The 21,815-nt window shown below is 70.4% G+C and carries 19 protein-coding genes; 11 read left to right on the top strand and 8 right to left on the bottom strand.

Translation table 11 applies throughout. The features are described from left to right. The first annotated feature begins 140 nt into the window (after nt 1–140). Entirely contained in the window at nt 141–2,609 is a 2,469-nt protein-coding gene (locus KIH74_RS00535; protein ID WP_214153283.1) for a GcvT family protein, read from the top strand. 10 nt (nt 2,610–2,619) lie between these two features. Here KIH74_RS00535 and KIH74_RS00530 read toward each other — a convergent pair whose 3' ends face one another. Continuing rightward, nucleotides 2,620–3,066 (bottom strand): DUF2000 family protein, encoded by a 447-nt coding sequence (locus tag KIH74_RS00530; protein WP_214153280.1) that lies wholly within the window; start codon nt 3,064–3,066, stop codon nt 2,620–2,622. Between the two features lie 65 nt (nt 3,067–3,131). Between KIH74_RS00530 and KIH74_RS00525 the strand changes: the two genes are divergently transcribed. Continuing rightward, a complete protein-coding gene (locus KIH74_RS00525) occupies nt 3,132–3,947 on the top strand; it encodes a helix-turn-helix transcriptional regulator (RefSeq protein WP_246570855.1) in 816 nt (271 codons plus the stop codon). 5 nt (nt 3,948–3,952) lie between these two features. Next, a complete protein-coding gene (locus KIH74_RS38245; protein ID WP_214153279.1) occupies nt 3,953–5,074 on the top strand; it encodes a GGDEF domain-containing protein in 1,122 nt (373 codons plus the stop codon). A 178-nt stretch (nt 5,075–5,252) separates the two neighbouring features. On the opposite strand, the gene KIH74_RS00515 is transcribed toward KIH74_RS38245, so the two are convergent. After that, nucleotides 5,253–5,894: a GntR family transcriptional regulator gene (locus KIH74_RS00515; protein ID WP_214153277.1), complete on the bottom strand. Its 642-nt coding sequence runs from the start codon at nt 5,892–5,894 to the stop codon at nt 5,253–5,255. A 61-nt stretch (nt 5,895–5,955) separates the two neighbouring features. On the opposite strand from KIH74_RS00515, the gene KIH74_RS00510 reads away from it, so the two are divergent. The 5 genes from KIH74_RS00510 (at nt 5,956) to KIH74_RS00490 (ending at nt 12,372) form a co-directional block, all read left to right on the top strand. Then, nucleotides 5,956–7,200 carry a sarcosine oxidase subunit beta family protein gene (locus tag KIH74_RS00510; RefSeq protein ID WP_214153275.1) on the top strand — a complete coding sequence of 415 codons (1,245 nt, stop codon included), beginning with the start codon at nt 5,956–5,958 and terminating at the stop codon, nt 7,198–7,200. A gap of 12 nt (nt 7,201–7,212) precedes the next feature. After that, complete coding sequence (locus KIH74_RS00505) at nt 7,213–7,494, top strand: sarcosine oxidase subunit delta (RefSeq protein WP_214153273.1); 282 nt, start codon at nt 7,213–7,215, stop codon at nt 7,492–7,494. Continuing rightward, nucleotides 7,491–10,433: a 2Fe-2S iron-sulfur cluster-binding protein gene (locus KIH74_RS00500; RefSeq protein WP_214153272.1), complete on the top strand. Its 2,943-nt coding sequence runs from the start codon at nt 7,491–7,493 to the stop codon at nt 10,431–10,433. Before KIH74_RS00505 ends, KIH74_RS00500 begins: the two co-directional genes overlap by 4 nt. Next, a complete protein-coding gene (locus KIH74_RS00495) occupies nt 10,423–11,358 on the top strand; it encodes a sarcosine oxidase subunit gamma family protein (RefSeq protein ID WP_214153271.1) in 936 nt (311 codons plus the stop codon). Before KIH74_RS00500 ends, KIH74_RS00495 begins: the two co-directional genes overlap by 11 nt. A gap of 96 nt (nt 11,359–11,454) precedes the next feature. Beyond that, nucleotides 11,455–12,372, top strand: coding sequence for an aldo/keto reductase (locus KIH74_RS00490; protein ID WP_214153270.1), 918 nt, complete (start codon nt 11,455–11,457; stop codon nt 12,370–12,372). A 4-nt stretch (nt 12,373–12,376) separates the two neighbouring features. Here KIH74_RS00490 and KIH74_RS00485 read toward each other — a convergent pair whose 3' ends face one another. Both KIH74_RS00485 and KIH74_RS00480 read right to left on the bottom strand, forming a co-directional pair. Next, nucleotides 12,377–13,366: an aldo/keto reductase gene (locus tag KIH74_RS00485; RefSeq protein WP_214153269.1), complete on the bottom strand. Its 990-nt coding sequence runs from the start codon at nt 13,364–13,366 to the stop codon at nt 12,377–12,379. Between the two features lie 25 nt (nt 13,367–13,391). Beyond that, entirely contained in the window at nt 13,392–14,039 is a 648-nt protein-coding gene (locus tag KIH74_RS00480) for a TetR/AcrR family transcriptional regulator (protein ID WP_308113477.1), read from the bottom strand. Between the two features lie 622 nt (nt 14,040–14,661). Here KIH74_RS00480 and KIH74_RS00475 point away from each other — a divergent pair. Next, the gene (locus KIH74_RS00475) at nt 14,662–15,387 is read left to right on the top strand and encodes a hypothetical protein (protein ID WP_214153267.1); all 726 of its coding nucleotides are present in this window, start codon (nt 14,662–14,664) and stop codon (nt 15,385–15,387) included. A gap of 7 nt (nt 15,388–15,394) precedes the next feature. On the opposite strand, the gene KIH74_RS00470 is transcribed toward KIH74_RS00475, so the two are convergent. The 3 genes from KIH74_RS00470 to KIH74_RS00460 all read right to left on the bottom strand — a co-directional run bounded on the left by KIH74_RS00470 (nt 15,395) and on the right by KIH74_RS00460 (nt 18,723). After that, entirely contained in the window at nt 15,395–15,787 is a 393-nt protein-coding gene (locus tag KIH74_RS00470) for a VOC family protein (RefSeq protein ID WP_214153266.1), read from the bottom strand. 87 nt (nt 15,788–15,874) lie between these two features. Beyond that, nucleotides 15,875–17,842, bottom strand: coding sequence for an acetate--CoA ligase (acs, locus tag KIH74_RS00465; protein WP_214153265.1), 1,968 nt, complete (start codon nt 17,840–17,842; stop codon nt 15,875–15,877). A gap of 158 nt (nt 17,843–18,000) precedes the next feature. Next, nucleotides 18,001–18,723, bottom strand: a complete 723-nt coding sequence (locus KIH74_RS00460) for a LytR/AlgR family response regulator transcription factor (RefSeq protein ID WP_372491969.1) — start codon at nt 18,721–18,723, stop codon at nt 18,001–18,003. A 196-nt stretch (nt 18,724–18,919) separates the two neighbouring features. On the opposite strand from KIH74_RS00460, the gene KIH74_RS00455 reads away from it, so the two are divergent. Beyond that, nucleotides 18,920–19,393, top strand: a complete 474-nt coding sequence (locus KIH74_RS00455; protein ID WP_214153260.1) for a GtrA family protein — start codon at nt 18,920–18,922, stop codon at nt 19,391–19,393. 27 nt (nt 19,394–19,420) lie between these two features. Next, on the top strand, nt 19,421–20,281 hold the full coding sequence (locus KIH74_RS38240) for a Fic family protein (protein WP_214153259.1): 861 nt from the start codon (nt 19,421–19,423) through the stop codon (nt 20,279–20,281). Between the two features lie 483 nt (nt 20,282–20,764). On the opposite strand, the gene KIH74_RS00445 is transcribed toward KIH74_RS38240, so the two are convergent. Then, nucleotides 20,765–21,634, bottom strand: a complete 870-nt coding sequence (locus KIH74_RS00445; protein ID WP_214153257.1) for an HAD family hydrolase — start codon at nt 21,632–21,634, stop codon at nt 20,765–20,767. Nucleotides 21,635–21,815: the final 181 nt, after the last annotated feature.

Genomic DNA, 21,815 nt, shown 5'->3' with positions numbered 1-21,815 from the left:
CGACGACGCCCGGCGCACTTCACACGTACTTGCCTCTTGACGCACCGCGTCCGACGTTGGACAGTCGAGTTGCGCTTGATGATCCGAGTTGCGCCATACGCATTCCGTTTGATCGCCATCGATCGCCCAGGAGGCCGTCCATGTCCGGACCGCGCGTCGTCATCGTCGGAGCAGGTGTGGTCGGGGCGGCTCTGGCCGACGAGCTGTCGGAGCGGGGCTGGACACAGATCACCGTGGTGGAGCAGGGCGAGCTGCCCAGGCCTGGTGGATCCTCGTCGCACGCGCCCGGCCTGGTGTTCCAGACCAACTCCTCCAAGACCATGGCGCAGCTGGCGAAGTACACGGTGGAGAAACTGGTTTCGCTCGACCTGGACGGCGAGCCGTGCTTCCTCCAGGTGGGCGGGCTGGAGGTGGCCACCACCCCGGAGCGGCTGGCCGAGTTGCACCGCCGGGCCGGCTGGGCCACAGCCTGGGGTCTCGACGCGCGGGTGATCACCCCGGCCGAATGTTCCCGGCTGTGGCCGATGCTCGACGAGTCGGTGGTGCTGGGCGGGCTGCATCTGCCCACCGACGGGCTGGCCAAGGCCGTGCGCGCGGTCGAGGCGCAGTTGCGGCGGGCACGGGCGCGGGGCGTCTCGGTGCTCGACCGGCACGAGGTGCTCGACGTCCTGCGCACCGACGACGGGCTGAAGGTCACCGGGGTCCGCACCGACCAGGGCGACATCGAGGCCGACATCGTGGTCTGTTGCGCCGGGTTCTGGGGTCCGAAGGTGGCTGCCATGGTCGGCATGACGCTGCCGCTCACGCCGCTGGGCCATCAGCTGGCCTGGACCACGCCGGTCCCGTCGCTGGCCGGGACCACCGACGAGGCCACCCGGCCGATCCTGCGGCATCAAGATGCCGACCTCTACTACCGCGAGAACTTCGACGGCCTGGGCATCGGTTACTACGGGCACCGCCCGATGCCGGTGCGGCTCTCCGACGTGCCGGGGGTGCGCGAGGCCGAAGACATGCCCTCGGTGCTGCCGTTCACCCCCGCCGACTTCGCCCCGGCCTGGACCGAGAGTCAGCGGCTGCTACCGGATCTCGGGGGCAGCGCGGTGGTCGAGGGCATCAACGGCATCTTCTCGTTCACCACCGACGACTTCCCGCTGCTCGGCCCCTCGGCCGCGGTGGAGGGGTTCTGGGTGGCCGAGGCGGTCTGGGTGACGCACTCGGCCGGGGTGGCGGCGGCGATGGCGGAGTGGCTGGTCGAGGGCCACTGCTCCACCTTCGACCTGCACGAGTGCGACGTCAACAGGTTCGAGAGCCACCAGCTGACGCCGGATTACGTGCTCACCCGGGACTGCCAGAACTTCGTTGAGGTGTACGACATCAAGCACCCGCTCCAGCCGATGGAACACCCCCGGCCGCTGCGCGTCACCCCGTTCCACCACCGTCAGCAAGAGCTCGGCGGCATGTTCCTGGAAGCCTCCGGCTGGGAACGGCCGCAGTGGTACCGCTCGAACGCCGCACTGGTGCAGCACTATCCGGCGCCCACCCCGGACGCCTGGGCGTCCCGCTACTGGTCGCCGATCGTCGCGGCCGAGGCCCGGCACACCCGCGAGCAGGTCTCGATGTTCGACATGACGGCGCTGAAGCGGCTGGAGGTCACCGGGCGGGGCGCCACCGCCTTCCTCCAGCGGGTGTTCACCGGCAACGTCGACAAGTCGGTCGGTTCCATCACCTACGGCCTGCTGCTCGACGAAGACGGCGGCATCCGCAGCGACGTCACCATCGCCCGGCTGGGCCGCGAGCGCTACCAGGTGGGGGCCAACGGCGCCCTCGACGAGGCCTGGCTCACCCGGCAGCTACCCGGCGACGGTCTCACCCAGATCCGCGACATCACCGCGGGCACCTGCTGCATCGGCCTGTGGGGGCCCCGGGCGCGCGACGTGCTGGCCCCGCTGACCGGGGCCGATGTCTCCGCCGAGGGCCAGAAATACTTCCGCGCCCAGCAGATCCAGGTCGGCTTCGTCCCGGTCACGGCCATGCGCCTGTCGTACGTCGGCGAACTCGGCTGGGAGCTCTACACCACCTCCGACCAGGGCCAGAAGCTCTGGGACACGCTCTGGGCGGCGGGGCAGGAGCACGGCCTGATCGCCGCCGGGCGGGGTGCGTTCAACAGCCTGCGGCTGGAGAAGGGCTACCGCTCGTTCGGCACCGACATGACCTTCGAGCACGACCCCTGGGAGGCCGGCCTGGACTTCGCCGTCCGGCTCCAGAAGGAGTCGTTCCTGGGGCGGGAGGCCGTGCTCGCCCGGCGGGAGGACGTGCGGCGGCGGCTGACCTGCCTGCTGATCGACGACGCCGGCGACACCGACGGCACCACGACCTACGACCAGCCGCTCGGCAAGGAGCCGGTCTACCGCGACGGCGCCTGCGTCGGTCATGTCACCAGTGCGGCCTACGGTTACACGGTCAACGCCCCGATCGCCTACGCCTGGCTGCCCACCGAGCTCTCGGTGCCCGGCGAGCGGGTGGAGATCGGCTACTTCGACCGCCGCCTGCACGCCACGGTCGCCGCCGAGCCGCTGTTCGACCCGGAGATGAAGCGCCTGCGCAGCTGAGCCGGCCGAGTCAGGGGTGCATCACCGCGCCCTTGAGCACCTTGTCCACGGCGTTCTTCGGCCCGTGCACGGCCAGGCCCACCAGATCCAGCTCGGCGCGGGGCACCGCGGCCACCGCGGCCCGGTTGTCCCGGTCGTTGCCGGAGGCGAAGAGCTCGCTGGTGAACAGCGACATCGGCAGCTCCCGGCCGATGGCCCTGGTGTGGGCGCTCGTGAGCACGTCGGCGCTGCCCTGGAACACCAGCACCGGCTGGCGCAGCATGGCCAGGTAGGGCGTGCCGTCGGCGTCCTCGTAGGGATCTCCGACCAGCTGCGGGTGCGCCGCGGTGATGCCGCTGACCAGGAACGCGCACACGTTGAGGCGTTGCCAGACGGCGAGGTCGTCACGCAGCAGCACGGCGATCTTGGTGTCGAAACGGATCGGGGCCAGGTCGGCGCCGGGGCTGTTCGTCGTCATCAATTCAGTCACCACACGGCTGATCATCGTCCCCGGCGGCGGGCCGGCTCTTGTACGTTCTTGGCATGACGGCGGACCGGGCGCCGGAGCTGACGGCGTGGCAACCGGGCGTGAGCGGCGTGCCGGAGGTGCTGCACGCCCGCTTCCACCGGCACGCCTACCCGATGCACGCCCACGACACGTGGACCCTGATGCTGCTCGACTCCGGCATCGTTCGCTACCACCTGGGCCGGCACGAGCACGGCGTGATGACCTCGTTCGTCACCCTGCTGCCGCCCGGTGTGCCGCACGACGGCAAGGCGGCCGGGCCGGGCGGGTTCCGCAAGCGCGTGGTCTACCTCGACGACACCCAGTTCGGCCCGGGGCTGGTAAACGCCGCGATCCGCACCCCGAGCTTCGCCGACCCGCTGCTGCGCCGCCGGGTGCACCAGCTGAACGTGGCGCTGGCCCGGCGCACCGAGAACCTGGAGGCGGCCAGCCGGCTGGCGATGATCCGGGAACGCTTCCTCGGGCTGCTCGGCGACGCGCCCGCAGCGCCCGGGCACCGGGCCGGCCTGGCCCACGACCTGCGCGACCTGCTCGACGCGCAGGTGGTCGAGGGCGTCACCCTGGAAGACGCCGCGCAGACCCTGCACAGCCACCCGACCCACCTGGTGCGGGCATTCACCCGGGAGTTCGGGATGCCCCCGCACCAGTACCTGACCGGGCGGCGGGTGGAGCGGGCGCGACGCCTGCTGCTGACCGGCGAGCCCCCGGCCCGGGCGGCCGTGCTGGCCGGGTTCTACGACCAGTCGCACCTGGCCCGGCACTTCCGCCGGATGCTGGGCACCACACCCGGCCGGTTCGCCGGGCTGAAGTCCACGGGCCGGCCGACCGAGTAGACCTTGTGGACTGGGCGCGTTCGGGGCTGGCCGCCCGGAATCCGAGAGCGGCCGCACTGACGGCGTTCTGGATCTTCCTGCTGTCCGCCGCCGCCGTGCCGCTGTCGAGCCTCGACATGCCCGAGTCACCGGCCCAGCGGGCGATGAGCTTCGGCGCGCCGGTGGTCCTGCTCGGGCTCGCCACGGTCCTGATAACCCGGCGGCTGCCCGTCACGTGGCTGAACGTCCTGCTGCTGGTCGCCCCGATCCTCGGGCTGGCGGTGGTGGTGACGCTGAACCTGGCCACCCAGGACTCCTCGGCCGGGGCCCAGGTGATGTTGTGCCTGCCGGCTCTGTTCGCGGCCACGCACCTGCGGCCGCCGGGCGCCTTGCTGGTGGCCGTGAGCTGCTCGATGGGCGACGCCCTGGTGGTCGGCGTGCTGCGTCCGGACAGTCGCGGGCTGCTCGACTGGTTCCAGATCTCGCTGGTGATCGGCCTGATGACCGGCATCCTGGTGCTGGCCGGGCAACGACAGGACCGGCTGGTCGCGCTGCTCCAGGGACAGGCCTCCCGCGACCCGCTGACCGGTCTGGTCACCCGCCGGGTGCTGGACGAGGCGATGCACCGCGCCGTGCTGCCACCGGTGCCCCGCCAGGGCCGCTCCTGCGCCGGAGCCGCCCTGGTCCTGCTCGATCTGGACCATTTCAAGACGATCAACGACACCCACGGGCACCCGATCGGGGACGACGCCCTGGTGCACCTGGCCGGGCTCCTGGGCGGCGACGCCGCGCCGGGCGCGGTGATCGCCAGGCTCGGCGGTGACGAGATGGCCGTGCTGCTACCGGAATTCCCGGCGGACGAGGCCGTCCGCTGGGCCCAGGGCCTGCTCACCCGCGTGCTGAGTCACCCGCTGCCTTTGGCGGGCGACGGGACCGAGCTGCCGCTGTCCGTCAGCATCGGCGTGGGACACGCCGGTCCCGGCCCGACCCCGTTGCGCGATCTGTACGCTGCCGCCGACGCCTCGCTGTACGAGGCGAAACGCGCCGGACGCGGCCGGGTCGGCCCACCTCACACCGCCGCCCCTGGCCGCCCGGGGACCGGCGCCCCCGTCCCGGAGCAACCGGAACGCCGGCTGCACCGCGGATAGCGCATCCGGCGTCGAGCCCTCTCACCTGACGCTTACGCATTCAGAATCTCGTGAATCGTTCTGCACGGTGACGACTCTGGCCCTATCGGGGAGCACGGGGTACCGCATTTCCTTTTTCACACCACCCTGACCCCGATGGTGGTGTCAGAACGCTCCGAAGGCACCCGGCCCGGTCGCACTACAGCGCCGACCGCACCGATTCCTCGAAATGGGTGACGTGCCGGTGGGCGTGCCCGGCCGCGGCCTCGCCGTCGCCCTCCCGGATCGCCCGGATCATCGGCAGGTGCTCGGCGTCGTGGTCGACCTCGGGCAGCCGGTCGAGGAACAGGTACCAGATGCGCAGCGACAGGTTGTAGTAATGACTGAGATCGTGCTCCAGGTAATGATTGTGGGCACAGCGGTAGACCTCGCGGTGGATCTCGGTGTCCAGGCGCATGCTCGCGGCCCGGCCCCCGGCGTGGGCCGCGATGGTCGCCTCCAGCCCCTCCAGCCGACTGCGGTCTGCGGCGGTGGCGCGCTCGGCCGCCCGGCGGGCGGCGTGACTCTCCAGCTGCCGCCGCACGTCGCAGATCAGGCTGTGGTCGGCCAGGTGCACCTCGCTGACGAACGTGCCGCGCCGCGGATACACCACCACCAGGCTCTCCACCTCCAGGCGCTTGACCGCCTCACGCAACGGGGTGCGGCCCACCTCCAGCCGCCGCATCAGCTCGTCCTCGGCCAGGGCCGCGCCCGGGTGCAGTTCGAGCGTGACGATCAGGTCGCGCAGCCCGGAGTAGGCGATGTCGGCCTGCCGAAGTTGACCGTTGACGCCGGAATTCATGGGACTTACCGTAGCTGATGACTGATATATCAGTCGTCGGTCACGAGCAGCAGGGGGTGTCATGCGTCCTGGCGGGGCATCAGCCGGATCCGCGCAGACCGGGCAGCAGCACGCCGATCACCTGTGGCGGCACACCGACCCGAAACCCTCCTACGACGCGGTCGTGGTCGGCGCCGGCGGTCACGGCCTGGCCACCGCCTTCTACCTCGCCAAGAATCACGGCATCACGAATGTCGCCGTGCTGGAACGGGGTTGGCTGGCCGGCGGCAACATGGCCCGCAACACCACCATCATCCGGTCCAACTATCTCTGGGACGAGAGCGCGGCCATCTACGAGCACGCGCTCAAGCTCTGGGAAGGGCTGCCCGAAGAGCTCGACTACGACTTCCTGTTCAGCCAGCGCGGCGTGCTCAACCTCGCCCACACCCAGCAAGACGTGCGCGACAGCCGGCGCCGGGTCTACGCCAACCAGCTCAACGGGGTGGACGGCGAGTGGCTCACCCCCGACGAGGTGGCCAAGGTCTGCCCCATCCTCAACGTCTCGCCAGAAACCCGTTATCCGGTGCTGGGCGCCACTTATCAGCCGCGTGCGGGCATCGCCAAGCACGACCACGTGGCCTGGGCCTTCGCCCGCCAGTGCGACCAGTACGGCATCGACCTGATCCAGCACTGCGAGGTCACCGGCTTCCTCACCTCCGGCAACCGGGTCACCGGCGTCCGCACCACGCGAGGCGACATCGCCGCGGGCCGGGTCGCCATGACCGCCGCCGGCCATTCCTCGGTTCTCGCCGGCACTCTCGGCCTGCGGCTGCCGGTGCAGAGTCACCCGTTGCAGGCACTGGTCTCCGAGCTGCTCGAACCGGTGCACCCCACCGTGGTGATGTCCAACCACGTGCACGTCTACGTCAGCCAGGCGCACAAGGGCGAACTGGTCATGGGCGCCGGCGTGGACTCGTACAACTCCTACGGCCAGCGCGGTTCGGTCCACGTGATCGAGCAGCAGATGGCGGCTGCGGTCGAGCTGTTCCCGATCTTCGCCCGGGCCCACGTGTTACGCACCTGGGGCGGCATCGTCGACGTCACGCCCGACGCCTCGCCGGTCATCGGCCTCACCCCCTACGAGAATCTCTACATCAACTGTGGCTGGGGCACAGGCGGTTTCAAGGCCACACCGGCCGTCGGCTGGGTGATGGCCCACCTCGTCGCCACCGGCACGCCGCACGCCCTGAACGAGCCGTTCGGGCTCGACCGGTTCACCACCGGCGCCCTCATCGACGAGCACGGCGCCGCCGCCGTGGCGCACTGACAAGGAGCTGTCGTGCTGCTGATCAGGTGTCCCTGGTGCGGGGACCGCGAGGAGACCGAGTTCGGCTACGGGGGTCAGGCGCACGTCGCGTACCCTCCTTCTGCCGAACAACTTTCGGACGACGAGTGGGCGCAGTACCTGTTCTTCCGTGACAACCCGAAGGGGCCGTTCGCCGAGCGGTGGGTGCACGCGGCCGGGTGCAGGCGGTGGTTCAACGCCGTGCGTCACACGGTCAGCAACGAGTTCATCAGCGTCTACAGGCCGGGCGAGAAGCCCGCGGGAGGTGCCGCGTGACCCGCATACCGGCCGGTGGCCGGGTGGACCGCAGCCGATCGCTCACCTTCACCGTCAACGGCACCGAGTACCCGGCCTTCGCCGGCGACACCGTGGCCTCCGCCCTGGTCGCGGCCGGCGTCCTCACGGTCGGCCCGTCCATCTATCGCGAGCGCCCCCGCGGCCTGCTCACCGCCGACCTCACCGAGCCCAACGCGCTGGTGCAGGCGAACAGCGGGGAGGTGCTGCCGGCCACCGTGGTCGAGGTGACCCAGGGCCTCGACGTCCGCCTGCTCAGCGGAGTCGGGCGGCTCACCCCGGAGTCCGAGAACGTGCTGCACGACAAGAAGTTCGTGCACACCGACGTGCTGGTGGTGGGTGCCGGGCCGGCCGGCCTGGCCGCCGCCCTGACCGCCTCGTCCGGCGGCGCGCGGGTGCTGCTGGTCGACGACCAGTCACAGCCCGGGGGCGACCTGCTGGCCGAGAGCGGGCCACTGGCCGACGCACCGGCCGACGCCTGGATCACCGAGGTCACCACGCGGCTCGCCGGCCGGCCCGAGGTCACCACGCTGAGCCGGGCCTCGGCGTTCGGCCACTACGACCAGAACTACCTGCTGGTGCTCCAGCGTCTGCCGCACGGGCAGCGGGTGTGGCACGTGCGGGCCAGGCGGGTGGTGCTGGCCACCGGAGCCCGGCAGCGGCCACTGGTGTTCGCGAACAACGACCTCCCCGGCATCATGCTGGCCTCTGCGGTGCGCACCTATCTCAACCGGTTCGGCGCGGTCAGCGCCACCCGCGCGGTGGTGGCCACGATCGACGACAGCGCCTATCCGGTGGTGCTCGACCTGCTCGCGGCCGGGGTCGAGGTGGTGGCCGTGGTCGACAGCCGGGCCGAGCCACCGGCGGCGCTGGTCTCCCGCATGGGGGACGCCGGGGTCGAGGTGGTCTGCGGGGCGGCGGTCACCGGGGCCTCGGGATCCGAAAGAGTCCGTACCGTAACGATCAGCCCGCTCGACGGTGACGGCGCACCGGCGGGGCAACGTGAGATCACGGCCGACCTGCTCGCGGTCAGCGGCGGCTGGAACCCGGATCTGCACCTGTTCAGCCAGTCCCGCGGCGAGCTGCTGTGGAACGACTCGCTGGCAACATTCGTGCCGGGGCGGGCGGCGCAGGCCGTCGCGGTGGCCGGTGCGGCCAACGGCGTCTTCGGCACGGTGGCGGCCATCGCCGACGGCGCCTCGGCCGGCGGCTTCGCGGCGGGCAGTGTGGGCTTCCCGGGCGATCCCGAGCCACTGATCGCTTTCGGCAGGGCCTCGTCCGATTCCGACGGGGCCGTGCCGCCGCGTCCGGTCTGGCTGGTTCCCGCCGACGACACCGAACCCTCGCAGTGGCACCACCATTTCGTCGATCTGCACCGGGACGTCTCGGTCGCCGACGTGTGGCGCGCGGTCGGGGCGGGCATGCGGTCGTTGGAACACGTCAAGCGCTACACCACGGCCGGCACCGGCTACGACCAGGGCGCCACCGCGGGGGTGAACGTCGCCGGGGTCGTGGCACAGGCCCTGAGCGCAGGTCCGGGGCGAACCGAACCCATCGAGCTCACCGAGCTGTCCGGCCACGACGGCCAGACCGCGCCGACCTGGCAGCCTCCTGCAAGTCCCGGTGATCTGGGCACCACCACGTTCCGGGCCCCGTCGCTGCCGGTCTCGTTCGCCGCCCTGGCCGGACGCGACCTCGGCCATCTGCACGACCCAGCGCGCACCACCCCCGTCCATCCCTGGCACGTGGCGGCGGGCGCGGTGTTCGAAGACGTCGGCCAGTGGAAGCGTCCCTGGTACTACCCGCAACCCGGCGAGGACCAGCACCAGGCGGTGCTGCGGGAGTGCCGGGCCGCCCGCACCGGTGTGGGAATGATGGACGCGTCCACGCTCGGCAAGATCGAGGTGGTGGGTGCGGACGCCCCGGAGTTCCTGAACCGGATATACACCAACGCTTTCGCCCGGCTGGCCGTCGGCTCGGCCCGTTACGGGGTGATGTGCACGGCCGACGGCATGGTGCTCGACGACGGCGTGACCATGCGGCTGGCGCCCGACCGCTTCCTGATGAGCACCACCACCGGCGGCGCCGCCCGGGTGCTGGACTGGCTGGAGGAATGGCAGCAGACCGAATGGCCGCACCTCGATGTGCGTTTCACGTCCGTCACCGAGCAGTGGTCCACGATCGCGGTGGTCGGCCCGCACTCGCGCGCCGTGGTCGCCGCTGTGGCCCCCGAACTCGACGTCACGAACGAGGCCTTCCCGTTCATGACGTTCCGGGAGACTGTTCTGGCCGACGGCGTGCCGGCCCGGATCGCGCGCATCTCCTTCTCCGGTGAGCTGGCGTTCGAGATCAATGTGGCCGGCTGGTACGCCCTCTCGGTGTGGGAGGCGGTGATGTCTGCCGGTTCCGCATTCGGCATCACTCCCTACGGCACCGAGACCATGCACGTGCTGCGGGCCGAGAAGGGCTTCCCGATCGTCGGGCAAGACACCGACGGCACGGTCACCCCGCACGACCTGGGCATGAGCTGGATCGTCTCGAAGAAGAAGGATTTCGTCGGACGGCGTTCGCTGACCCGGCCCGACAGCCTGCGGGCCGACCGCAAGCACCTGGTCGGTCTGCTCCCGGTCGACCCGGCCGAGCTGCTGCCCGAGGGCGCGCAGCTGGTGGCCCCCGACACCGATCTGTCCGGCGTCGGGCGGAGCAGCCCGGTCGGCCGGACGCCGGTGCCGATGCTCGGTCACGTCACCTCCAGCTACCACAGTGCCGCGCTGGACCGAACTTTCGCACTGGCCCTGATCAAGGGCGGCCGCGACCGCATCGGTGAACAGGTACTGGCACCGCTGGGCGACCGGGTGGTGGCGGCCACCATCACCGGCCCGGTGCTCTACGACCAGGAAGGAGCTCGCCGTGACGGTTGACGCATTCACCACCCCCGGCCCGCAACAGGCCCGGCGTGCACCGCTGGCGCACCGGGCCGGCGACCTGGCGGCGGCCGGTGGGCCCGGGCTGTCGTTGCGGGAGGTCTCCTTCGAGACCGTGCTGAACGTGCGATCCGGAACAGCCTCCGCAGTGACCGGGGGCAAGGTGAGCGGAGCGACCGGAGGCGAGGCGGGCCGAGCGACCGGAGGCGAGGCGGGCCGAGCGACCGGAGGCGAGGCGGGCCGAGCGACCGGAGGCGAGGCGGGCCGAGCGACCGGAGGCGAGTTGAGCCCAGGCCTTCCGGGAGCGGGCCTGGTGGCACCGCTCCCGGGTCTGCACGGCACGGCACACGCCCTCTGGCTGGGCCCGGACGAGTGGCTGATCGTGGGCAAGTCCTGGGCCGTGTCGGAGTGGGCCGCGGCCAGGCCGACCGTGCCCAACGCAACCGCGCCCGAGCCGACCGAGCCCAAGCCGACCGAGCCCAAGCCGACCGAGCCCAAGCCGACCGAGCCCAAGCCGGCCGTGCCCGAGCTGATCGTGCCCGAACCGGCTGCGCCCAAGCCGACCGTGCCCGAGCCAACCGTGCCCGAGCCAACCGTGGCCGCCAAGCCCCTGTCCGCTGTCGCCGTGTCCCTCTCGGTTCCACAAAACGGCCTGCACCTGGTCGACCTCAGCGCCAACTACGCCACGCTGCTGATCACCGGCCCGCACGCCCGCGACCTGCTGGAGAAGGCGATCACGCTGGACCTGCACCCGCGCTCGTTCGCTCCCGGCCAGTGCGCCCTCACCACCTTCGCGCGAGCCGGCGTGCTGCTCTGGCAGGTCGGGGAGCAGGCCTACCGGCTGATGTTCCGGCCGTCGTTCGGCACCTACCTCACCGACTGGCTGATCGACGCGTCGCAGGAGTTCCGGCAGAACGGCTGACCGGCTACCGCGGGCACCGGAGAACGCCGGGCATATCTTCGCGGGTGAGGCGTTGCCGCTTCGTGTAGTCACAGCTCGATCACCAGGAGGTTCCCCGTGACCCTGATCGCCCGCACCGACCTCGACGTGTCACCGCTCTGCCTCGGCGGCAACGTGTTCGGCTGGACCGCGAACGAGCAGGAATCGATGGCTGTGCTCGACGCCTATGTGGAGGCCGGGGGCAACTTCATCGACACCGCCGAGGGCTACTCGCACTGGGTGCCCGGCAACGTCGGTGGCGAGTCCGAGACGATCATCGGCAACTGGCTGAAGCGCCGCGGGCGCCGCGACGACGTGGTGATCGCCACCAAGCTGAAAGGGCTGTCCCGCGACAGCATCCGGCAGAGTGTGGAGGCCTCGCTGCGCCGTCTGCGCACCGACCACATCGACCTGTACTACGCCCACTACGACGACCCGGACGCCCCTCAGGAAGAGACCGCTGCCGCCTTCGGCGAGCTGGTCACCGAGGGCAAGGTGCGGCACCTGGCCGCCTCGAACTTCACCCCGGACCGGCTGGCCGGCGCGCTACGGATCGCCGACGAGCTCGGGGTGGCCCGTTACGTCGCCCTCCAGCCGCACTACAACCTGGTGGAGCGAGAGATCGTCGAAGGTGAGCTGGCCGCCCTGGTGGCCCGCGAAGACCTGGCGGTGTTCCCGTACTACTCCCTGGCCAGCGGCTTCCTCACCGGCAAGTACCGCACGGCCGACGACCTGGCGGGCCGGGAGCGGGGCGACCGGGCCGGTGGCTACCTGAACGAGCGGGGCTTCCGGGTGCTCGACGCGCTGGACCGGGTGTCGGCCGCCCACGACGCACCGATCACCACGGTGGCCCTGGCCTGGCTGCTGTCCCGGCCGAACGTGCTCGCCCCGATCGCGAGTGCCCGCTCGGTGGAACAGCTTCCGGCCCTGATGGCGGCCGCCGACCTGAAGCTGACCGAGGCCGAGGTCGACGATCTGACCACGGCCTCGGCCTGACACGTCACCAGCGGTTGTGCACCAGGGGGCGGATGTCCTCGTCGTAGATCCGCCGGATCACGCCGCGCACGTCGTCGCTGAGCTCGGACAGCTCGGCGGCGGCGGCGTTGGCCCGGGCCTGCTCGGGCGAGCGGGCACCGGGGATCACCGTGCTCACGCCCGGCTGGTCGATGATCCAGCGCAGGGCGGTCTGCGCGAGCGTGCCCTCGTCGTCCGGGAGCTGCTGCTGAAGACGGCGCACCGCGCGCACGCCGGCCCGGAACGGCACGCCGGCGAAGGTCTCGCCCACGTCGAAGGCCTCGCCCGAGCGGTTGAAGGTGCGGTGGTCGTCGTCCGCGAACACGGTGTCCTCGGTGTACCGGCCGGACAGCAGGCCGCTGGCCAGCGGAACCCGGGCGATGATGCCGACGCCGGCCGCCTCGGCCGCGGGGAGCACCTGCTCCAGCGGCTTCTGGCGCAGCGGGTTGAGGATGATCTGCACGCTGGCCACGTTCGGCCGGGCGATGGCGGTGATCGCCTCGGCGCAGGTCTCGACGCTGACGCCGTAGGCGGCGATGCGGCCCTTCGAGACCATCGAGTCGAGCGCGTCGTAGACCTTGTCGGTGGAGTAGACCGGGGTCGGCGGGCAGTGCAGCTGCACCAGGTCGAGCGTGTCGACGCCGAGGTTGGAACGGCTGCGGTCGACCCAGGACTTCATGTTGTCCTTGGTGAAGCTGGCCGGCTCGAACGGGTCGGCGCGGCGGCCGAGCTTCGTGGCCACGGTGAGCCCGGCGTCCGGGAGCTCCTTGAGCAGTTTGCCGATGACCTTCTCGCTCCGCCCGTCACCGTAGACGTCGGCGGTGTCGATGAAGGTGACTCCGGCCTCGACGGCGGCGTGCAGGGTGGCCAGCGCGTCCTGCGTGCTCACCGAACCCCAGTCGGCGCCGAGCTGCCACGCGCCCAGACCGACGACTCCCACGCTGCGGCCGGTCCGGCCCAGGGTTCGCTTTTCCATAGCCCTGAACGATAGGGCCTGAGGATCAAACCGGCGCCAGCGGCACGAACCGCGCCATCACCTCGTCGATGGCCCCGATCAGGTAGTCGGCGGCGGTCGCGTCGCCGGAACAGTGCCGTAGCAGTGCCTGCTGGAACAGCCCGTCGAGGATGCCGTAGGTGACGGCCGGCCCGAACGGCGGTGCCACCTCGGCCAGCTCGCTGATCCGGGTGGTGACTCGCCAGGTCATGTCTTGCAGGCCGAGGTCGATCTCGACCACGTCGGCCCGGAAGGCCGCGTCGAACATCGACTGCGAGCGCAGGTCGTACCAGAGCCGGTGCAGATCGCCGTCCTGAAGCATCGACTCGGCCATCGCCAGGGCGAATTCGTGCCGCAACTGGGCACCGGTGGCGGCCGTGGCGATGATCCCGTCGTACCGGCGCATGCAGCGGGCCTTGTACTGCCGCACGCAATAGGTGATCAGATCGACCTTGTCGATGAAGTAATAATGCAGGACACCGTGGGAGAACTCGGAATTCTGGGCGATCTCCCGAAGACTGGTGCGGGCATAACCGAGTTCTGACAACGTTTTCAGGGCGGCGTCGGCAAGTTCGGAACGGCGCTGCTCGAATTTGCCGTTCCCTTGCCTTGCCCGGCCCCCGGCCGCTTTCGGTCGCCCAGCTGGCTCAGCCACAGTCTCCCCCGTGGGAACTCGTCGCTTTCATCCGTGCGTCCACCCGTCGCCCCGCACCCTAGCGGCGCCACGAGGCCCCGTCCTGCTGTTGTGTCCTCGGCAGCGCGCCGTCGCGGAATCCGGGCGGCACCGTTCCACCGAAATCCCCGGCACCGGTAGACCCGGAATTCCCAGACCTTCATGAACCCGGCGGCTTCGCCGGTCCTAACGAAAAGCCCGGGCCGCCAGAGAGAAACAATGAAAGGTCGCCAGGAATGGACGATTTTTTGGACGCCTGTCGGCGAATTTCCTTGACAGTCGCCCAGTCCCCGAGCAATGTGACCCGTATCACCAGGCAAGGCCTGGGCATTCTTCTTCACCGGGCGGTTCAGATCGGCGTCGTCTTCCGGCATTCATCGGCGGTCAGTTCAGGCGTACCGTCACGATGTCTGGCCGCACCACCGACGAGGTCCGGGCCGAGGCCGTCGGAAGGCGATCGAGACCCCTGGCCTGTTCCAGCCTTTCGCGTCTGGGTGACCGCGTCGCCGCGGCCCGGCTGCGCTGAACTTTTGCCTGCTTCGAGGGTGTGCGAGCCTTTCGTCGTCCATCATTGGTGCCCCGAGGCACGCATGCGGCGAAAGAGGTGAGTTCGACGGACGACGAGCAGCACCGGCAGGACGACCGCCGGCACACGATCCACCGGGCCGGATTCGCCGTCGCCACCTTCGTCGTGGTCGCGGTGTTCGCCGGCGGCCTCACCGCGCTCCTGTCCGACGGTGACGACCGGGACGGCATCACGCCGTCCCCGACGCTGGAAGACTCCCCGACCACCTCCCCGACCGCCGCAACCGCCGGAACCACCGACGTCCCCACGAAAACCGCCGTGCTGAGCCGGAAGAAGAGCCAGAACTACTGGATCTGGGCGCCCGCGGAGTCCGACGGTGACCGGCTGCTCACCTGGGCCTACGACAGCGCCTCGGAGAGCTCGGACCTCGATCTGTCGCGCTCCACCACCGAACCCGACGACGACGTGCTGGGCTACCGCGGCCAGATGCTGCTGATCCCGGTCGCGGGCACGCCGGACGTCTGGCTGCTGGAGAGCCCGCCGGACAGCGAGGAGGCGGACGAGAACTGCGTGACCCTCGGCGAGGGCGGCTTCCGGCTGGAGATCTGCGACGAGGACGACGAGAAGCAGCAGTTCGTGATGACGCTGCAACCGGACGGCAAGACCTACTCGATCTACTCCAAGGGCCGCGAGGCGTCCCGGGCCACGGCCCGCTACCTGGACGCCGACGGCCGCGAGATCACCTGGAGCGACGCCGAGTACGAGACCACGACCTTCGTCATGGAGAAGGTGCCGCAGGAGTGACCCGGCGTCAGTCCGCGACCAGCTCGACCTCGAAACCGTCGCTGTTCTCCAGGTAACCGGCACAGTGCTGGGGGCCGCCCGCGTTCGGGTACTTCTCCTCGAACAGCTGCTTCCAGCCGTGGTTCCCGGCCTCCCGCACGAGCGCGTCGAGCTGCTCCCGGGTGCCGGCGTGAAAGGCCAGGTGGTTCAGCCCGGGCCGTAGCCGCTCGTGCGGCCCGCCGGTCATCGCCGGGCTCTGCTCGACCACCAGATAGGTGCCGTCCAGGTTCCAGCTGCGCCCGGCGGGCCAGTCCTGGAACTGCCCGTACCCGAGCTCGCCCAGCAGCCAGCCCCATTCGTCCACGGCCCGGGTCAGATCGGGCACCCAGAGCTCGACATGGTGCAGCAGGCCACGTTTCATCGATCGTCCTCGTTCTCGTCGTGATCGTGCGCGTTCCACCCCTCGGGCGAGAGGCAGAACGTGCACGACCACGATACGGGGGTGACGTCAGCCCTCCGAAGACGGTGCGCCGAGCCCCTTCTTGATCAGGTCCATCACCGTGGAGTCGGCGAGCGTGGTGACGTCACCGACCGTGCGGTTCTCCGCCACGTCTTGCAGCAGCCGGCGCATGATCTTGCCGGAGCGGGTCTTCGGCAGCTCGGCGACCACCATGATCTGCCGCGGCTTGGCGATCGGGCCGATCTCCCTGGCCACGTGATTGCGCAGCTCGGTGACCACCGACTCGGCCTGGGACTCGTCGTAACCCGCGTCGCCGCGCAGGATCACGAACGCGCAGACCGCCTGGCCGGTGGTCTCGTCGGACGCCCCGACCACGGCGGCCTCGGCCACCTTGGGGTGCGAGACCAGGGCCGACTCGATCTCGGTGGTGGACAGCCGGTGGCCGGACACGTTCATCACGTCGTCCACCCGGCCGAGCAGCCAGATGTCGCCGTCGTCGTCCTTCTTCGCGCCGTCACCGGCGAAGTAGAGGCCCTCGAACCGCGACCAGTAGGTCTCCTTGAAGCGCTCCGGGTCGCCCCAGATGCCGCGCAGCATCGACGGCCACGGCTCGGTGAGCACCAGGTAGCCGCCCGAGCCGTTGGGCACCGGCTCGGCGCTGTCGTTGACCACGTCCACCGCGATCCCGGGCAGCGGAACCTGCGCGGAACCGGGCTTGGCGGTGGTGACGCCGGGCAGCGGGCTGATCATGATCGCGCCGGTCTCGGTCTGCCACCAGGTGTCGACGATCGGGGTGCGGTCGCCACCGATGTGCTTGCGGTACCAGACCCAGGCCTCCGGGTTGATCGGCTCGCCGACCGAGCCCAGCACCCGCAGCGACGACAGGTCGTACTCCGCCGGGATCTCGTCGCCCCACTTCATGAACGTGCGGATCGCGGTGGGCGCGGTGTAGAGCTGGGTGACCCGGTACTTCTGGATGATCTCCCAGAACCGGCCCTTGTGCGGGGTGTCGGGCGTGCCCTCGTAGATCACCTGGGTGGCGCCGTTGGCCAGCGGGCCGTAGACGATGTAACTGTGCCCGGTGACCCAGCCGATGTCGGCGGTGCACCAGTAGACGTCTTTCTCCGGCCGCAGGTCGAACACGTTGCGGTGGGTGTAGGCGGTCTGGGTGAGGTAGCCGCCGCTGGTGTGCAGGATGCCCTTGGGCTTACCCGTCGTGCCGCTGGTGTAGAGGATGAACAGCGGGTTCTCGGCGTCGAAGGCCTGTGGCTCGTGCACGTCCGGGGCACTGTCGACGACGTCGTGCCACCACACGTCCCGCTCGTCGTCCCACTCCACGTCCTGCTTCGTGCGCTGCACGACGAGAACCTTTTTCACGGACGGCGTCTGCACCACGGCCGCGTCCACCGCGGGCTTCAGGGCCGAGGGGTTGCCACGCCGGTAGCCCCCGTCCGACGTGATCACCACCTTGGCGTCGGCGTCGTCGATGCGGCTGCGCAGGGCCTCGGCCGAGAACCCGCCGAAGACCACCGAGTGCGCCGCGCCGATGCGGGCGCAGGCCAGCATCGAGATCACCGCCTCGGGAATCATCGGCAGGTAGATCGCCACCCGGTCGCCGGCCTCCACGCCGAGCTGGGTCAGCGCGTTGGCCGCCTTGGACACCTCACGCTGCAACTGCGCGTAGGTGATGCTACGGGTGTCGCCGGGCTCGCCCTCGAAGTGGATGGCCACCCGCTCGCCGTTGCCCGCCTCGACATGCCGGTCGACGCAGTTGTAGGCCACGTTCAGCGTGCCGCCGACGAACCACTTCGCGAACGGCGCGTCGGACCAGTCCAGCGTCTGTGTCCAGGGACTGGCCCAGGTCAGCGCACGGGCCTGCTCCTCCCAGAACGCCAGCCGGTCCGCCGTCGCCTGCTCGTACAGCCCGGGCTGGGCCAGGGCGGCCTCGGCGAACGCCGCGTCCGGCGGGAAGCGCCGTTCCTCGTGCAGCAGGTTCGACAGGGTCTCGTCCGTCATCGGATCCCCTTCACAGACGGTCGCGTAATCAAGAGCACAGCTGTGGTGGTGCTCACCCGACCCTAATCGCCCGGAGCCCCCGGCGACATGGCGCCGGGACAGGTCCTGCCCCTTGTCGGGGGCGGATCTGTCCCGGCGTAGCGGATCGCTGGATGTGTTCAGCCCACCTGCTGGGTGCGGATCTGGTGCGGATCACCGCGCTGCGGGCCGTCGGTGCCGGCCATCAGCACGTCCCGGACGTGCCGGCCCTGCCGGCGGCTCACCTGGAGGGTGCGCCCACGAAGCCGTACCCGCATCCGCCCGCCCGCCGTGCTCACCTGGTCCACGTGCGGCAGCGCGACCATCGTGCTGCGGTGGATGCGCAGGAAACCGTACGGTTCCCAGCGCTCCTCGAGGGTGCTCAGGGGCACCCGGATGAGGTGGCTGCCGGTGGCGGTGTGCAGCCGGGCGTAGTCGCCCTGAGCCTGGACGAAGAGGATCTGGGACCGCCGGATGAATCGGGTGACCCCGGCCAGCTCGACGGCGATCGTCTCGTCGGTGGACGCCGCGACCGTGCGCCTCACCGCCTCGGCCAGGCGTTCCGCGGTGACCGGCTTGTCGACGTACTCCACCGAGTCCAGCTCGAACGAGCGGGGTGGATGTTGTCGCGCCGGAACCGTGAACACCAGATGCGGGTGCCGGTCTATCCGGGCCAGGGCACGGGCCAGGTGCGGCCCGTCCAGCCCGGGTGTGGACACGTCGCACACCAGAAGGTCCACCGGGTCATCGCGGAGGATCTGGAGCGCACCAGCGCGATTTCGCGTGGTGCGGACCGCACTGATCCGCGGGTCGGCCCGGAAGAACTGAGTCATCCGGGCGAGTGCCGCTCCGTCGGGATCCACGATCAGTGCCCGTAGCGGAGCAGGATCCGGGGGCTGGGTCCATCGTGGACCAGTTCGCCCGCGGCCAATTACCGTCACGTTCCCAGGCGCCGTTGCCATGTGTTCCAGAGTAGGGACGCTCCGTCCCCCTGTGAACCTATGAATTTCCATAAGTCACGTACAGAGTGCTTTGAGTTTCGGAGCGCAGGCTCGGGGCATGACCGCTTCGACCAGCACGGATCTCGCCGCAGACGCCGGCCGCGACCGAGAAGGCGCAGGTCAGCGGCGTCGCACGGTCGGTCAGCTGCTCCGGTTCGCCGGGGTCGGCGTGCTCAGCACCCTCGCCTACTCGCTGCTCTACCTGATCCTGCGCCAGATGATGAACTCGTTCCTGGCGAACACCCTGGCCCTGCTGATCACCGCGATCGCCAACACGGCGGCCAACCGCCGGGTCACCTTCGGGGTGAAGGGTAACCAGGGACTGGCCGGTGACCACGCGGTCGGACTGCTGGCCTTCGCCGTCGGGCTGGGGCTCACCAACGGCTCCCTGGCCGTGGTCGGCTGGCTCGACATCGACGCGCACTGGGTCGAGGTGGTGGTGCTGACCGTGGCCAACGCGCTGTCGACCGTGCTGCGGTTCGTGGCCCTGCGCATGCGCCTGCCCCGGTCCCAGGGAGCGCACACCGCCTGACCTCCCGGCCACCCGTAGGCTCGCGGGGTGACCGCTGACTCCGCCCTGGCCGCCAGTCTGTCCGCCCTGGAGAACCTGCCGGGCGTGGCCGCCGCGGTGCAGTCGGCCCGCACCGCCTGCACGGAGATCCGCTGGCACAACGCCCTGCGGCGGCGCTCGGCCGAGGCCCGGGCCGAGGCCACGGTGCGCTCGGCCCGCAACAGTGCCGCGCTGGAGGGCGCCCGCTACCCGGTCGACCTGGTGCGGGACGCCGCGCGCGGTGCCTCGGAACTGCCTGACGACGCCTCCGGGCAGCTGACCCGGGCGGCGATCCGGGTGTACTCGGAGGCCGCCCAGGTGGAGAAGTCGCTCGCCGCCGCTCCGGCCCAGGCCCTCGCCCGGTTGCACCTGGCCGCGGCGGGCGGGCTGTTGCCGGCCGACCAGGTGGGACGCCCGCGCCAGGACGGCGAGCTGCCCGGCGACGGGATCGGCGAGCCGGGGACCGCACCGGCCGGAGCCGCCCTCGCCGCACGACTGGCCGGGATCATCGATCTGCTGTCCGCCCCGCCCTCGGCCCCGGCGCTGGTCGTCGCCTCCCTGGTGCACGCCGAGATCCTCACCGCACGGCCCTTCGTGGCGGGCAACGGCCTGGTCGCCCGGGCCGCCGCGCACGCCGTGATCGTGGGCCGCGGCCTCGACCCGATGGGCGTGGTGGTGTGGGAGGCCGCGCACCTGGACGCCGGCCCGGACTACCACCGCCGCCTGCTGGCCTACACCACCGGGCAGGCCGACGCCGTCGCCGCCTGGCTGGTGCACTGCGCGGACGCGGTGGTCAAGGGCGCCGGCGAGGGACGTGTGGTCTGCGACGCCGTCACGATGGGCCGGGTCGTCGGCACCTCCGGGGCCTGAGCACTCTCATAGGATCCGGAAGACCTCGAAGGAAATGACGAATGGCCTTGTGCGGCCAGGCTCTTCGTCGTCCACAGGTAATTGAGATTTTGAAAAGTGTCACCCGGATGGACTACTCGGCCCGGGCGCACAGTCGCCGTTCATCGCGCGATCGGCCGCTACCTGGTGGTAGGTCTATCCAGGAGCGCTTTTCAGGAGTAGACCTGTAGCCACGTTCCGGTGCGCCCCAGACATCGGAACAGCACAGACAGCACGGTTGACCGGTACCCACGCGCGGGCAGTCCTCGTCAGGACCCGCCTGGACGGGCTTGCACCGCTCCGGCGAATTATGCAGGCGCGCTTGGTAGCCGGGCATCGTGCTCCGGGTGGCGGCGCCCGGCTGCGGGGCGCCGCCACCCATCGCACCACGCTCCTGATCCCGAAATCGATTCCCGGTGAAGAGATTTGAGGTGGATGACGAAAGTCAGCGCGGGAGAAGGAATTTCACTCCGGTCGGGAGGTGGCCCGCCGCACACGGGCGGCTTCCCGGCCGGAGACAGGTTTGACGTCCTTCACAGAATCCTTGCGGCGGGACGCATACCAGACCAGACCGGCGGCAGCGCCGGCACCGAGCGCCGCGGTGCCCGCGGCAGCCTGGGCCGCCGGAAACTTCGGGCGCAGGCTGATCGGGCGGCTGAAGTCCTGCACCGGCCAGTCCCGCAGCTGCGCCTCCCGCCGTAAACCCTTGTCCGGGTTCACCGCGACCGGATGCCCGACCGCCCGCAGCATCGGCAGGTCGGTGATCGAGTCGCTGTAGGCGAAGCACCGCTCCAGCCGGTAGCCCCGCGCCGCCGCGAGCTCACGGATGGCCTCCGCCTTGTTCTCGCCGTAGGCGTAGTAGTCGATGGCGCCGGTGTAACGCCCGTCGAGAATGGCCATCCGGGTGGCGACCACGTGGTCGACGCCGAGCATGGCCCCGATCGGCTCGACCAGCTCGATGCCCGAGGCCGACACGATGACGACGTCGCGACCCGCCTTCTGGTGCTCGGCGATCAGGGCCGTGGCCTCTTCGTAGACGATCGGCACGATCAGCTCGGCGAGCGTGGTGGCGACGATGTCGCGCACCTGCTGCACGTCCCAGCCGATGACCATGCGGGACACCGTGTCGCGCATGCGTTCCATCTGGGCGTGGTCGGCGCCACCCGCGTGGTACAGAAGGTGCACGTAGGCGCTGCGCAGCATGGCCGAGCGGCTCAGCAGCCCGCCGGCGTGCAGGGGCCGCGAGAAGGCCATGGTGCTGGATCGAGCGATGACCGTCTTGTCCAGATCGAAGAACGCCGCCTCGCGCCCCCGCCCGGCTCTCTCGGCACCCATGCGATTCAGGATAGGTGGACGCCACCATCACTCGTCGTAAGGGTCCGGGCGGTTTCCGCAAGCTCGGGGTGGCGATCCGGGCTGACCGATTTGGGACCGACTTCGTCCACATTCCACATGACTCACCGTGAGCGGCGATCCGAAATCCGTTTTCAAACGTGACGCAAAGTACTTGGGGGTC

It is taken from the genome of Kineosporia corallincola (assembly GCF_018499875.1).
Classification (GTDB): Bacteria; Actinomycetota; Actinomycetes; order Actinomycetales; family Kineosporiaceae; genus Kineosporia; species Kineosporia corallincola.
Note: the sequence above shows the minus strand (reverse complement) of the source record. Positions and strands in the feature narration are given on the sequence as shown.

Coding starts and splice junctions, on each gene's coding strand:
- KIH74_RS00525 (WP_246570855.1), top strand. CDS start 3,132: ATGACGGCGGACCGGGCGCCGGAGCTGACGGCGTGGCAACCGGGCGTG.
- KIH74_RS00470 (WP_214153266.1), bottom strand. CDS start 15,787: ATGAAACGTGGCCTGCTGCACCATGTCGAGCTCTGGGTGCCCGATCTG.
- KIH74_RS00535 (WP_214153283.1), top strand. CDS start 141: ATGTCCGGACCGCGCGTCGTCATCGTCGGAGCAGGTGTGGTCGGGGCG.
- KIH74_RS00515 (WP_214153277.1), bottom strand. CDS start 5,894: ATGAATTCCGGCGTCAACGGTCAACTTCGGCAGGCCGACATCGCCTAC.
- KIH74_RS00485 (WP_214153269.1), bottom strand. CDS start 13,366: ATGGAAAAGCGAACCCTGGGCCGGACCGGCCGCAGCGTGGGAGTCGTC.
- acs (WP_214153265.1), bottom strand. CDS start 17,842: ATGACGGACGAGACCCTGTCGAACCTGCTGCACGAGGAACGGCGCTTC.
- KIH74_RS00445 (WP_214153257.1), bottom strand. CDS start 21,634: ATGGGTGCCGAGAGAGCCGGGCGGGGGCGCGAGGCGGCGTTCTTCGAT.
- KIH74_RS00455 (WP_214153260.1), top strand. CDS start 18,920: ATGACCGCTTCGACCAGCACGGATCTCGCCGCAGACGCCGGCCGCGAC.
- KIH74_RS00530 (WP_214153280.1), bottom strand. CDS start 3,066: ATGACGACGAACAGCCCCGGCGCCGACCTGGCCCCGATCCGTTTCGAC.
- KIH74_RS00510 (WP_214153275.1), top strand. CDS start 5,956: ATGCGTCCTGGCGGGGCATCAGCCGGATCCGCGCAGACCGGGCAGCAG.